The following is a 13,482-nucleotide window of genomic DNA, read 5'->3' as shown; positions in this document are numbered from 1 at the left end:
GAGATGCCACCCAACCCAGAAATCTCCAAACATCCAGACGACGACCGACTCTCCAATCCTGCAGGGCGGTTGGTGACGCGCTTTGCCTTTTCTTTCGACGATAAAGACAGCCCGCTTCTTCCTGCCGTCTTTGATGATTGGCTCAAGAACAAGGGCTGGCAATTGCGTCCGCATCAAAGAGCGATGTTGATGGCGCAGGTAGAGGGGCAGCCGACCCTGCTCATCGCGCCCACAGGCGCAGGCAAGACGCTGTCCGGCTTTCTGCCCTCGTTGATCGAGCTGGAAAGGGATCGGCGCGAAGGGGGAGATGAGCGCTGGCACGAACAGTTACACACCCTCTATATCTCTCCCCTCAAGGCTCTGGCGGTGGATATTGCGCGCAATCTGGAAACGCCCATTGCCGAGATGGGGCTCGATATAACGGTCGAAACCCGCACCGGCGACACGCCTGCTCACAAACGCCAGAGACAAAAACAGCGTCCGCCAAATTTTCTGCTGACAACGCCGGAGCAATTGGCGCTGCTGCTGGCCTCACGGGAGGCCGAAACCCTGTTTGCCTCTCTCAAGACCATCGTGCTGGACGAGCTGCATGCTCTGGTCACCTCCAAAAGGGGGGAGCTACTGAGCCTTGGTTTGTCCCGTCTGCGCAGCCTTGCGCCGGATGCTCGCCCTGTGGGCCTCTCGGCGACGGTGGCCGATCCGCTGGAGCTCGGGCATTGGTTGGTGCCCCATGCTGAAGGGAAACCGCAGCGCGAACCACAGATCATCCAGTTGAAAGGAGGCACAAGCCCGGATATCGAGGTTCTGGAATCTGAAGAACCGATCCCGTGGGCTGGCCATAGTGCCCGCTATTCTCTGCCCGATCTCTATGTCCTGATTAAGGCTCACAAGACCACATTGCTGTTTGTGAATACCCGCTCGCAGGCTGAATTCCTGTTCCAGTCCCTCTGGACCATCAATGAGGATACCCTGCCCATTGCCCTTCATCATGGCTCGCTGGATGTAAGCCAGCGCCGCAAGGTGGAAGCGGCCATGGCGGCGGGCAGCCTGAGGGCTGTGGTCTGTACCTCGACCCTTGATCTGGGTATCGACTGGGGCGATGTGGATCTGGTGATCAATATCGGCGCGCCGAAAGGCGCTAGCCGCCTGGCCCAGCGCATCGGACGGGCAAACCATCGCCTTGATGAGCCTTCCAAAGCCATTCTCGTGCCTTCCAACTGCTTCGAGCTTCTGGAATGCCGTGCAGCACTTGACGCCAACTATATTGGCGATCAGGACACGCCACCGGTGCGCAAGGGCGGGCTTGATGTGCTTGCCCAGCATATTCTGGGCCGCGCCTGTGCCGGTCCCTTTAACCCGCTCGATCTCTATCGTGAGGTTACCGCCTCCTATCCCTATCGGGCCCTGCCGGGGGAGCTGTTTGAGCAGGCTATCGATTTCGTCGCAACGGGTGGCTATGCCATGCGGGCTTATGAGCAATTTGCCAAGCTCAAACCCATGAAGGACAAGGAGACAGGTCAAATCCTTTGGCGCCTCTCCCACCCCAAGCGGGCGCAGCAATATCGGCTCAATATCGGCACCATCGTCGAGGAAGCGATGATCAAGGTGCGTCTTACCTCATGGAAGGGCGGCAGCGGCGAGCAGAAGCGGCTGGGGCGCTTTGGGTGCGTGCTGGGGGAAGTGGAAGAGGGGTTCATTGAGGGGCTTGCGCCGGGGGACAGTTTTCTCTTTGCCGGTCAGGTCTTGCGCTTTGAGCGGTTGGACGAGAATTCTGCGCTGGTAACAAGAACCCAGCATCGTGAGCCAAAGGTGCCAGCCTATAATGGCGGCAAGTTTCCCCTCTCGACCTATCTGGCTTCGCGCGTCAGGGCCATGTTGGCCGATCCTGAGAGCTGGTCAAGATTACCCGAGCAGGTCCAGCATTGGCTGGCGCTGCAAAAGCAGCATTCGATCATTCCCTCTGCCGATCAGATGCTGATCGAGACCTTCCCGCGATCGGGCAAATTCTATCTCACACTCTATGCCTTCGAGGGACGCCTCGCGCTGCAGACGCTGGGCATGCTGCTGACGCGCCGTCTGGAAAGGGCAGGGGCGCGGCCCCTTGGCTTTGTGGCCTCTGATTATGCCCTGATGATCTGGGGCCTGAGGGATCTGGCCAAGTTGGAAGAGGAGCTTGGCTGGAGTTTTGCGCAGCTCTTTGACGAAGACATGCTCGGGGATGATCTGGAAAGCTGGCTGTCCGAATCCGCCATGCTCAAGCGCACCTTTCGCAATTGCGCCGTCATTTCCGGCATGATCGAGCGGCGGCATCCGGGAATGGAAAAATCCGGTCGCCAGATCACCATGTCCTCTGATCTCATCTATAATGTGCTCAAGGATCACGAGCCTGATCACCTGTTGCTGAAAGCCACATGGGATGATGCAGCCAGTGGTCTGTTGGATATTGCCCGCCTTGGGGCTATGCTCCAGCGCATCAAGGGCCGAATCGTCCACGCGCCTCTGGACAGTCCGTCCCCGCTTGCTATTCCGGTGTTGCTGGAAATCGGCAGAGAGCCCATCTATGGTGAGGCGGAGGACGAAATGCTGCTCGAAGCGGCCGAGGAAATGGGGCTGTGATGTCCCGGATTGAGTGAGCCAACGCGCATCAGGAGGCCCGTATCATGGGGTGGCAAAAACGTCTGCAGCAATGCTCCCTTTCATCAAGCTTGCCCGAGGGCTTTGAAGAGCGACAGCCGGACGGTGAAACCCCGACGCCGGCCGCTCCTGAGCCTGCCAGCCCAGTCGAATATGCCTTCTCTCATGCCGGTGAAGCCTTTGTTGCCAGCCTTTCCGGCGCGCTTTACTGGCCTGATCAGAAAACCCTGCTCGTCGCCGATCTGCATCTGGAAAAGGGGTCTTCCTTTGCGAGGCTCGGACAGTTCCTGCCCCCTTATGACAGCCAACGTACACTGGCCCTGTTGGCGCTCGATATTGCCCATTTCAAGCCTGAGACCGTCATCTGCCTTGGGGACTCTTTCCATGATGTTGATGGCCCCAAACGGTTGCCTACCAGCGTTGCCGATCGGTTGCAGGCATTGACCTCTGCGCATCAATGGATTTGGCTGACCGGCAACCATGATCCGTTCAGTTCTATCGATCTGGGAGGGGAGATTTGCGATATCCGGCAGATGGAGGGTGCTGGACGCGCCGTCATCCTTTGCCATGAACCCGGAGAGAGTGCCGGTCTTGAGGTGTCAGGGCAACCGGATATGCCCTGTCTGGAGATTTGCGGCCATCTGCATCCGGTGGCCAGAATTCCCGGGCGTGGCCGCACCTTGCGTCGCAAATGTTTCGTGCTGGCCAAGGATCGCATCATCATGCCCGCCTATGGCAGTTATACCGGTGGTTTGGAGCTGTGTGAAGAAGCCTTCGCGCCTTATATGTCCGAGGATGCCAAATTGCTAGTCATCGGCCGCCAGACCCTTGCGATGCATGGCGCAAGCATCTCTGTACCCAGATCCTCTTCAAGACGCAGGCGCTAGCGCTGGCGGCGACAAAAGAGCTCTAAAGGCCGAAAGAGCGAAAGATCAGTTCTTGCGGAAGACCACTCCGGTGAGCCAGCCGGTGAATAGAGCGATCAACACACAGGCCAGACCGTAGAAGAATTCATGATCCCGCGCCAGCGTGAAGGCGTGTTGCTCAAAGCCCGTTTTGGCGACATGCAGCTTTTGCGTTGACGAATGCAGCAATGCGCCGCCACGCAGCAGATGAACCGTCACTTCATATTCTCCCACCTCCACGTTGGAAGGAATGGGGATCGTGCTGCGGAAAAGGGATTTGCTGAGAAATGTAACCGAGGACGGATCGTCCGTATAAAGCCCTTTTTCCCGCATTTGCCTCAAGGCAGCCACGCGGAACGGGTCGTAGGTCGCAAATCTGTCCTGCGGCTTGAAGGTCGGGGGCAACAACAGGTAACGTGTGCCGATCTGCAATTTGGCCAACAGCGAAGGATGGGCGATATCAACCAGCTTTCGCGTTGTCGACATGGCATAGAAATTGGGCGCATTGCTATAGAGCCTGCGGTCCTGATTGATCCAGATGCCAAAGGTGCGCGCCTTGCGACGGGAGACCAGCGTCTGGTCCCAGCCTCTTACGACAACAACCAGATCATAGGGTTCGCCGCGGGACACCGTTGCCCGATCACGCTCAATCGTTCCGAAGATTACGATGTCCGATCCGGTGAAATTGGAAGAGATCTTGATGACCCGCTCGGAAAGATCAGCCACGATGCGTTCACTATGGGCGGCGCTTATGGTTCCTCCCATGCATACGCCAAGCCAGAGCAGCAATCTGGCCCCGAAGATCGCTCTTGAGAGGCGCGACAGGATCATCTGCTCACCTCCATCACCTCGGTGCTGTAATGGTCCGTCGGTTCGAGGATGAGATCCACAGCGAAGCGCATACCAACCATGAGCACGAGAATGCCCAATAGGGCACGCAATTGTTCGCCCTTCATCTTCTGGCCGATCTGGGCGCCAAACTGGGCGCCAATGGTGCCGCCAACCATCAGAATGAGAGCCAGCACGATATCGACGGAATGGTTGGTCGTGGCATGCAGAATGGTAGCAACGCCCATCGTCACCAGAATCTGGTAGAGCGATGTGCCGATCACAACGGCGGTGGGCACGCGCAGCAGATAGATCAGGGCTGGCACCAGCATGAAGCCGCCGCCGATACCCAGAACGGTTCCCAGAAAGCCGATGCTGCCGCCAATGGCAATCACCGGCAGGATGCTGACATAGATTTTGGACTTCTTGAAGCGCATCTTGAGCGGTAGCCCGTGAATCCAGTTATGCTGGCCCGGTTTGCGTGTCGTGACGATGCCTTTGCGGGCCTTGACGATGGCGCGCACACTTTCCATGACCATAAGGGTGCCCACGGCACCAAGAAAGGTCACGTAAGAGACAGAAATGATCAGGTCCAGCTGCCCAAGTTCACGCAGCTGCTTGAACACAAAGACCCCGGCTGTCGATCCCGTTATGCCGGCGGAAAAGAGCACCGTTCCCAGTTTGAGGTCGAGATTGCCTGTTCTGAGATAGGCCAGTGCTCCGGTCGTGGAAGAAGCCGTGATCTGGGCCGTTACCGAAGCAACGGCAACCGCAGGGGAAATACCGTAGAAGATGAGCAAGGGCGTGAGCAGAAAGCCGCCACCGACCCCGAAAATGCCCGAGAGAAACCCGACCGTGCCTCCCATGCCAAGGATGACAAAGATGTTGACAGGCATTTCAGCGATAGGCAGGTAGAGCTCCACGCGCTACTCCTGTTTTCCAGCCGCCAGTTCTGCCGTTTGTCAGGAAAATCACTCCCTGACGACTGCGGCAGCATGCTCAAGAACAAATTGCCTCAAGCCTTGCCCGCTCAAGGTGTGGCCCGATAGGCTATTTGTGATTTGGTCTGTTTCAAAGCGCCGTTCATACGTCGCTCCAAACACGAGATACATGTCTTCATGCATCCCATATAGAGCGCCCCGGTGTCAACGAAACATCTCGCAAATAACGTTAAATTGCACTGCCTTGCCAGAAAGAGTCGCGTTTGAGGCGCTTGCTCGGTGTTTATCCCGATAAGGGTCTATACGTGCGAGGCGGGCATGCGGATCAGGGCATGCCGCAGCTATAGGCATTCGCAGCCACAATGGGGGTGCGAATGCGTGTCAGGACCAGTTGGTCTCCTCATATGCCGCAGTGCCGGCGGCGTCGCTAGAGCGGATCAGATGACCCGCTGTGCCAGCGCTTCAAGGAGAGGCGCATCGATTTCGCCCGTAACCTTCAATCCTGCAATTTCCTGGAAATTACGGATCGCGGTGCGCGTGCGCGGGCCCATCTGTCCATCTGCCGGTCCGGCATTGTAACCAAGAGCGCCAAGCATTGACTGGGCTTTGGCAATCACTCTCGGGTCTGCACCGAGACGTTTGTTGGCCTTGGCCAGTTGCTCGGGCGTTGTGGCGACCCATTCAGGCGGCAGTGCGGACAGTTGGTTCACGGAGGCCTTGGCCACTTTGGGAACCCAGGCAGCAACCAGCGCTTTGGCGGCCTTCTGCTGTGGCCCCTTGAGCACGCTCAGGATTTCGTCGCGTTTGGCTTCAGCGCCTTTGTCGCCCTGCTTGGCTGCAATGGCAAACCATTTGTAGCTCTGCAGCAGGTCTTGCTTGACGCCCATGCCCCGGGCAAACAGGATGGCGAGATTATACTGGCTATCTTTGAGGCCATGGTCAGCTGCCTTAAGGAACCATTGGACAGCCTGCTTGAAATCGGGCTTGCCCAGACCACCCTCGGCATACAGCACTGCCAGATTATGCATGGACTTCACATTGCCTTGATCAGCTGCGCGTTGATACCAAAGCCGCGCCACTTGCAGGTCTTTTTTGACGCCATGGCCTTTCTCGTACAGATTGGCCAGACTATATTGCGCCTGCGGCATGTTGAGGTTGGCGGCCTTTTCGAACCATTTGGCTGCTTCCTTGAGATCAACCTCTACGCCTTCGCCCACGGTAAAGCGGCGGCCCAGCTCAAACTGCGCCAGTACATTGCCACTGGTCGCAGCCTGCATGATCGGCGTTTGCTCTTGAGTGCCGCTATCGCTGCCCAGATTGGCGCTGGACTGATTATCATCCCCGCCGGAGACGACCGGAGGCATCGGCTGTGACTTCGCTTGCTCTTGCAAGGCGTCATAGTTGCCAAGTTTGGTGTCCTTGGGGATGGAACTTGTTGGCGTCAGGTCAATGCCCTGATTGCCTGGCTGATTGAGCATGGCCTTGGCTTTTGCCATGGCTGCATCATGAGAAAGAGGCTGTGCGGCTGGCTTGCTGACGCGTGGACCAGCCAGCTTGTCCTGAGCTAGGGTCGGCTGCGAGAAGGCAATCGCGCGTGTAGCCTCTTCATCACTCATGCTCGGAGCAACGCTGCCCGAGGACGGCGTGATGCTGGATTGCGGGCCCGCAGATGCCGGCTCGGAAGCAACGGGAGCTTCCGGCAAGTCTGGAGTGCTTTGAGCCGGTGCAGACGAACCAGCCGGGGCCACGGTCTCACCACTGTCTCCAAAGCCTGGTACAGAGTCATCGGATTGCGTTTGTGCCGTATCGGTATTGAACAGGCCATAGAGGCTTGAATCCGGATTTTTCACCAACTGGATCGTCGTGATGGCGAGCAGAATGGCTGCCGCTGCCATGAGCAACGGGCGACTATGGCGCGAGAAGGTCTGACCCAGTTTGGCGAACAGACTGTTACTGGCCTCTTCATTCTCAAGCAGATGAACCGCGCTTTCCTCAATAGCCGCAGCATCAGCGGAGCCATTTGCGGTCTCCTTCTGCATCTTCTTGGCCATGCGTGCGGCTTCTTTGATGGCTGCCCGGCGCTCTTTGCGGCTCATGCCTTTGGCTTTGTCTTCTTCGTTCGTTACAGGTGCCTGCGCTTCAACCTCGGTCGCAGGCTTTTTGCTGCCCTTGAAGCGGGAGAGGAAGCTTCCGCCTGCTCCCTGTTCCTTTTCGACCTGAGCGCTCTCCTGTGCGGCGGCCTGTGCTGCACGTCGAGCGGCTGCAATGAAGTCGGCTTTGGACTGCCCCTGATCGCGCTGAGAGCCGCTTCTGGCACTCTGGCTGCTCTGTGCTGCCTGTGAGCCCGGTGCGCCTTGCACGATACGGGCGGTTCTCGGCTTGGCTGCAGGGGCTTCCTGCTCGGCATTCTTGAGGGCAACGTTGCCCGTCACCTGCGGCTGCGCCTGAGCGCTTTCGCCAGGCTGGCGCGCTGTTGCGCTATCGGTCTGTGCCTTGGAAACACTGACCGCCTTGCCTGAGAGGTAAATACCCGGCTGTCTGCTTTCACCAGAAGAAACTTGCGGAGCGGAGGATCCGGCTGAGGCTGCGGCGGGCATTCCCTGTTGCGGCCCAACTGATGCACCAGCGCGGCTGCGGGTTGGCGCAGACGTTGCACTGGCGTCGCTCTGTTGCCTGCGCGAAGGTTGTCTACCACGATTTTGCAGCAGCTCGCTGGCGCTGAGGGGCTGGCCCTGTTGCCCTTGCGGGGCTGCCTCGGCTGCATCCGGCGCACTCTTTGCCTTGCGGCGGCGCAGAATATTGCCGAGACCGCGACTTTTCGGCTCTTCAGAGGCAGGCTCTGCGATTGGCTCTAGCGGCGCGTCAGGCAGTGCAGCCTGCTGCGGTTTCAGTTCTTCTGCGCGCACCTGCTCTTCGAGCTTGCCGAGACGATCGACAATTGCATTGAGCATGGAGCTGACGCCATTAAGGCTTTGCTGGGTCGAGGTTTCGCTTGTCTCTGCGAAACGGCGCAAGCCGTGCAGATCGTCCTTGAGCCCATCAATAATGGCTTCAAGCGCGGCGTCGCTGCTACCTCCGGCAATCGGGCCAACCTGTTGGAGAGCCTTGATCGCGGCCTGTTCGGCCACCTGAGCAGCGTTGGCGCCGCCAGAGGCACCAGAGCTGCTGTTCGCAGCGAGCTTGCGAATATCTTCGCCAATACGATCAACGGCGTCAAAGCGAGTTTGTGTGCGCGAAAATTCAGCGGCCAGCGTATCCAGCCGTTCCGTCAGCATCTCGAAAAACTGATGGTCGTCAGAAACCTGACTGGCATTGTCAAGGCGCTGGGCAAGATCGATGATCTGGCGTTCAAGCTGCGAAATCGCACCGCTGGAAAGAGCCGAGCCATCTGTTGCGGAAGCGGTTTGCGGTGCGCTGCGCAATATGTCTTCCTGCGCTTCCATGCGGTCGGCAAGACGCGACAGGCTGCGCTCGAGTGCCCCCAGATCAGAGCTTTCCATCTTGTTGGCGAGCATATCATCGATGCGCGCAAGCGTTTGCTCCACCTGCTCAAAGCGGCGTTCAGAAACGGCCGGGGCTTGTTCCGTGCGGACAAACTGGTCCAGATTGGTTACCCGTTCGGCCAATGTGGCCAGAATATCGAGCTGATCGCGATGGGTGCCCTGATCGGTCAATTCCACAAGGCTTTCCACTTGACGGGCAAGAGCCTCAAGGGGCTTGTGAATGCTGGCGTGGTCGGAGCCATTCTCCAGGCGGTCAGCAAGAGCAGACAGTTGGTTCTCCAGATTGATCAACCGGTCATTCGGATCAAGCCGCTCGATCAGCGCCTGCATTTGGGAAAGGCGCTGCTCAAGGCCATTCTGTTCCGCAAAATTCGGATCAGATGCGTTGGCGCGCTTGACGTCATTCTCCAGCGTGGCAAGCCGCTCGATCAATTCGTTTATCTGACCGGAGATGCTCGAAAGATGCTGCATATCGGGCTGCGTGGCGAGAATTTCGCGCAAATGGTCCATCTGTTCGGACAATTTGGCGAAGTCTTCCTCATGCCCACCGGCATCCATATCATCAAGCTTGGCCAGAATGCGGTCGAACTGTGCGTTGATGGACGGATCCTGCGCGGAACGGTCAAGCAAGGCGCGCACATCGCGCATTGTCTCGAGAATGGCGGGATCTTCACGGGTTTCGGAAATGGCGGTCGACAATTGTTCAATACGACCCGAGAGACTGGCGATCTCGCGCAGAACCTGATCGGAGGCTCCTGTCAGATTGGCTTCTTCAATCAGCTTGCGCAGGGACGTTACATCGTCTCGCAGCATGGCGAGACTGTCGTCCTGAGCTTGCAATTTGGCCAGCTTGTCAAGGGCATCACGATAGGTGCCTTGCGAATCCTGTGCTGCGCTCAAGGCATCCTGCGCTGTGCGTGCCACTTCAGAAACAGAGGTCTCTGCCCGGCGCGCAATCTGTTCATTGAGGGTCTGGCTGCGATCGAGCATCTGGCGCATGGCCGAATCAAGAGAGACAGACGGGCCTGTCGTTCCTGTCTGGGCAGATAGACGGTCCTGATAGGAGGGCATATGTTCGCGGGCCACAGGATGGTCAGAGACGGTGCCCGTAGAATAGGCTGACCGCGCCGGTGTACGCTCTGGCCGCAGGCTGGAACGGGGCCGCGCCATCTGGCTGCCCCCTTTTCTTTCCAATGCCTGATCCACACGCTGCAACTGGGCTTCAATGCGTTCAAGAGCGTTGCCATAATTGGCCTGATCCAGAGTGGAGGGGACACCACGTGCTCTGCCGCGACGGGGAGACGAGCCAAAGTCTCCTCTTGTGTCCCGTCGGGTACGGGAGGCGCGATAGTCTTGTGGGGTATCTTCGCGTTCAAAGGGCATGTCGGGGGACTGAGCCGCTTCACCCGCCAATGCATGAAGCTGGGCTTCGATATCCTCAATAGCATCCAGAAGAGCCGAATTCTGACGAGGCCGACCTTTGGGCGCGGTTGCACGGAGGCTGTCATGCGCACCTCTGTTACGATCCGTACCTCGAAGACCTTCTATATACTCGCCTACATCGCGATCGGTGTGATATGTGTCATCAATCATAGTACTGGCTCAACTCTTTGCGGTTCTCGGCATCCGCTGCGCAATGCGGGCACCCGACGCCCCGCGAAAACGGTCTTTTCCCAGAGTACTGTGATAAGTTAGGGTAAATAACGCGTTAATCCTGATGCGTATTGCGAAAAATACTGACCGCTTTAATCATTTGCTCACCATATTCTTCCGATTTCTGCTGGTTGTTTAGTGTCTCACCCTTCAATCAAGGGGCGTATATGCGAAGGGAGCGTTGACAGGCGGCATACAGGGTGGTTTACCCACGGGTAAGCTCACGACAGGCAATGGAAATAGACCACATTGCCAACAAACGGTCTGGGGAGACGGTTTTGAAAGAGGAAAAAACGCCCGTACCTGCTGCAGAGGCCGGCAAGGACGAAGGCAACGATGTGCTCAGCGCGGCCACCAACCAGTCTGGCCCGCTCTCCTATTCCATCGGGGATCTTGCCAAGGAATTTGGTGTTACGTTGCGCACTTTGCGCTTTTATGAAGACAAGAACCTGCTTAATCCGCGCCGGGACGGCGTCAATAGGGTGTATAGCCGGCGAGACCGGGCACGCCTGAAGCTCGTTTTGATGGGTAAAAAGGTCGGCTTTTCACTGACCGAAATCAAGGAAATGCTCGATCTGTATGATCTGCGCGATGGACAGGTGCCTCAGTTGCGTTCTGCTCTGGATCGCTTCAGCCTGCATATCACTATCCTGCGCCAACAAAGGGCCGATGTGGATCAGGCCATTGCCGATCTGGAACGGACGGTGGAAGTCGTCTCCGGCATGCTGCGCGAAAAGGAAAAGAAGGAAGGCTAAAAAAGCCCTCAATCGCCTTTAGCCACAAGCAAGGCAGGGACTGGCTTAGTCGCCAAGCCCAGCTTTCAACTTCCAATAGCCCAGAGCGGCCATGGAATTGGCATCCGGCATGGCGCCTTTCTCGAACATGGCCATTATCTCGTCCATGCTGAAGGCAGCTGTTTCCATGTCGGTTTCGGTTGCTTCGCGGCTGGTTGCGCCTTCTGTCAAATCATGCGCCAGAAATATGTGGCACAGTTGGTTGAGAAGGCCGCCTGCGGGGAACATTTCTCCGATCTTTTCCATGCGTCCGGCGCGATAGCCTGTTTCTTCGGCCAGTTCTCCGCGCGCGAGTGTTTCCGGATCGCTATCAGGCGTGTCTTCCCACGTCCCTTGTGGCAACTCCCAGCAGCGCCGGCCGATGGGATAGCGAAATTGCTGAACCATCTGGATGCGGCCGTCGGAATGGACGGGAATGATGATGGCAAAGGGAGGTTTTTCGACTACACCATAAATGCCTTCGAAGCCTGCGGGGAAAAGCACCTTGTCTTCATTCACCTGCATCCAACGGTTCTGATAGACCGTGCGTCGGGAAAGCTGGATGATTTCCTTGTCGTTCTTTATTTCCATCGGATCAGTCAACTCGATTTCTAAAACATTATTGCCAAGTTTATGGCAACCAAAATAAGATTTTCAGTCAGGCTCCAGATCATGATGCTCTAATATGGCAGAAAAACAACCATGTCCAAAAATTGCGAAAATCCGCCATGTCTGATCCCGCCGGACACCGGAGCCAAAGACTTGGAAATATTCTGAAGACCGGAAAAAAGGGCAAAGAGTAACAACAATTTAACTGAATATGGAGATCTCCTTAAGAATTTAATCCTATTCTCAAGTTGCGCGCATTTCTTGCGCGTTGTGTTATTGGTGAAATGGGCAAGTCTGAGCTTCGTGCTTTAACAAAAAAGGGTGCATGCTCTTTGGCTGCAGTCGTGCTTTTTGGGGAATTCATGACGGACGATATCGTCGATCAGTTTCAGTCTCTGGCTCGGGAAAAAGACCCCTCGGCCCGCTCCTTGCTGGTGCGTAAGGTGGCCGCTGAATATGTGCGCCGTACAGGGCACGAGCCGACGGATGCCGAACGGGAACTATTCTCGTCGCTCGTGCTGGATCTGTATGACCAGATCGACCTTTCCGTGCGTCGTGACATCATCACCTTGCTGGCTCGCACCAGGCATATCTCCACGCCGCTCGCCGAAAAGCTTGCAGGCGAGAATGATGAGCTGGTTACGACCCTTTATGAATATTCTCCCATGCTCAGTCAGGAAACATTGCTACAGGCAGCAAGGGAGCGTAGCGAAAGCGTGTTGCGCGCCATTGCTCGCCGCCAGCGGGTGCCAGAGCCGGTGGTGGATGCTCTGATGTCTCGCGGGCAAAATGAAGTGGTGTGCGAATTGCTGCGCAATCTGGGCAGTGACTTCTCCAGTAATGCCCTTTTGCTGTGCGCCATCATTTGCCAGACCTCTCTTGAAATCCAGTCGCTCATGGCAGCTCGTGGTTTGGCTGATCAGGTCTTCCAGCAACGCATGCGTCGCCATGCCGAACAGGGCTGCCCGTTCCTGCCAGATCCGCTCTCTCGCGCCACCCTTGATGGCACGCTTGAACAGCTGGTCGCCGATATGGAAGCAAGGCTTTTCCAAACGGACGAGTTGAGCGACGATCCGACGCGCGATGAACTGCTGGTCAAAATCAATCTCGGTGAACTGACCTTCGACAATCTGCTGGAAACCCTGATCTCCAAGGAAGGCAAGGAGGATGTGATTTGGCTGCTGAAGGATGCCCCGGGCCTGTCGACCAATGCCATGGAGCATCTGCTGGCCAGTGAAACCAACCGTATTCTCACCCGATTGTTGCTAGAGCAGGATGTTTCGGTCAAAACCTTTGCGGCCCTTACCAAATGGCGGGTCGAGCATGTGGGCTTTCCTACCCGGCATGTGCATCGCGAGGTAGAGAATTACCGACAATCGATGTCTCAGAAGCGCAAGAGCGAAAAACAGATGCACGGCGCGATCTGATTTTCATCACAATTTTCCCACCTAATCTGATAAAATTCACCCGGACCGTTGGTTTGCGGGAAGATTCGGCTTTGTGTCAAAAGCCCATGCAGAGGGCCACAAAAGGTTGTTTGACTCCTGTATCTTGATGGTTTGACGCCCAAAAGACTGTGGCTGCCAGTGATGCCCATGGGGAGCGTGTCATGGCGCGTATGTCATGGCCTGCGTAA

General features: G+C 57.0%; 8 protein-coding genes. 4 read left to right on the top strand and 4 right to left on the bottom strand.

All coding sequences use genetic code 11. The features are described from left to right. Window positions 1-3: 3 nt before the first annotated feature. Complete coding sequence (locus ACKPCT_RS13825) at window positions 4-2,616, top strand: ligase-associated DNA damage response DEXH box helicase (RefSeq protein WP_407652489.1); 2,613 nt, start codon at window positions 4-6, stop codon at window positions 2,614-2,616. A 44-nt stretch (window positions 2,617-2,660) separates the two neighbouring features. Continuing rightward, entirely contained in the window at window positions 2,661-3,521 is an 861-nt protein-coding gene (gene pdeM, locus ACKPCT_RS13820; RefSeq protein WP_319567169.1) for a ligase-associated DNA damage response endonuclease PdeM, read from the top strand. Window positions 3,522-3,566: 45 nt separating this feature from the next. Here the strand turns inward: pdeM and ACKPCT_RS13815 are convergent, their stop codons facing one another. From ACKPCT_RS13815 to ACKPCT_RS13805, 3 genes are all read right to left on the bottom strand, one after another. Beyond that, window positions 3,567-4,370, bottom strand: a complete 804-nt coding sequence (locus tag ACKPCT_RS13815) for a TIGR02186 family protein (protein WP_090070054.1) — start codon at window positions 4,368-4,370, stop codon at window positions 3,567-3,569. Continuing rightward, window positions 4,367-5,290: a sulfite exporter TauE/SafE family protein gene (locus tag ACKPCT_RS13810; protein ID WP_319567168.1), complete on the bottom strand. Its 924-nt coding sequence runs from the start codon at window positions 5,288-5,290 to the stop codon at window positions 4,367-4,369. The genes ACKPCT_RS13815 and ACKPCT_RS13810 overlap by 4 nt, the downstream gene beginning before the upstream one ends. 455 nt (window positions 5,291-5,745) lie before the next feature. Continuing rightward, on the bottom strand, window positions 5,746-10,404 hold the full coding sequence (locus ACKPCT_RS13805) for a peptidoglycan-binding protein (RefSeq protein WP_319567167.1): 4,659 nt from the start codon (window positions 10,402-10,404) through the stop codon (window positions 5,746-5,748). Window positions 10,405-10,742: 338 nt separating this feature from the next. On the opposite strand from ACKPCT_RS13805, the gene ACKPCT_RS13800 reads away from it, so the two are divergent. Continuing rightward, entirely contained in the window at window positions 10,743-11,219 is a 477-nt protein-coding gene (locus ACKPCT_RS13800) for a MerR family transcriptional regulator (protein ID WP_407062700.1), read from the top strand. A 45-nt stretch (window positions 11,220-11,264) separates the two neighbouring features. Here ACKPCT_RS13800 and ACKPCT_RS13795 read toward each other — a convergent pair whose 3' ends face one another. After that, a complete protein-coding gene (locus tag ACKPCT_RS13795) occupies window positions 11,265-11,828 on the bottom strand; it encodes an NUDIX domain-containing protein (RefSeq protein WP_090070063.1) in 564 nt (187 codons plus the stop codon). Window positions 11,829-12,208: 380 nt separating this feature from the next. Here ACKPCT_RS13795 and ACKPCT_RS13790 point away from each other — a divergent pair, with 380 nt between their 5' ends. Then, window positions 12,209-13,273 carry a DUF2336 domain-containing protein gene (locus ACKPCT_RS13790; protein WP_175527946.1) on the top strand — a complete coding sequence of 355 codons (1,065 nt, stop codon included), beginning with the start codon at window positions 12,209-12,211 and terminating at the stop codon, window positions 13,271-13,273. The last annotated feature ends 209 nt before the right edge of the window (window positions 13,274-13,482 follow it).

Origin of the sequence: Cohaesibacter marisflavi (genome assembly GCF_963665895.2) — a bacterium.
Lineage (GTDB): Bacteria > Pseudomonadota > Alphaproteobacteria > Rhizobiales > Cohaesibacteraceae > Cohaesibacter > Cohaesibacter marisflavi.
The sequence above is the reverse complement of the archived record's forward strand: the minus strand, read 5'-3'. Positions and strand labels throughout refer to the sequence as shown.

Excerpts from the sequence above, each read along its gene's own strand:
- ACKPCT_RS13825 (WP_407652489.1), top strand. The coding sequence starts at position 4 with ATGCCACCCAACCCAGAAATCTCCAAACATCCAGACGACGACCGACTC.
- pdeM (WP_319567169.1), top strand. The coding sequence starts at position 2,661 with ATGGGGTGGCAAAAACGTCTGCAGCAATGCTCCCTTTCATCAAGCTTG.
- ACKPCT_RS13815 (WP_090070054.1), bottom strand. The coding sequence starts at position 4,370 with ATGATCCTGTCGCGCCTCTCAAGAGCGATCTTCGGGGCCAGATTGCTG.
- ACKPCT_RS13805 (WP_319567167.1), bottom strand. The coding sequence starts at position 10,404 with ATGATTGATGACACATATCACACCGATCGCGATGTAGGCGAGTATATA.
- ACKPCT_RS13795 (WP_090070063.1), bottom strand. The coding sequence starts at position 11,828 with ATGGAAATAAAGAACGACAAGGAAATCATCCAGCTTTCCCGACGCACG.
- ACKPCT_RS13790 (WP_175527946.1), top strand. The coding sequence starts at position 12,209 with ATGACGGACGATATCGTCGATCAGTTTCAGTCTCTGGCTCGGGAAAAA.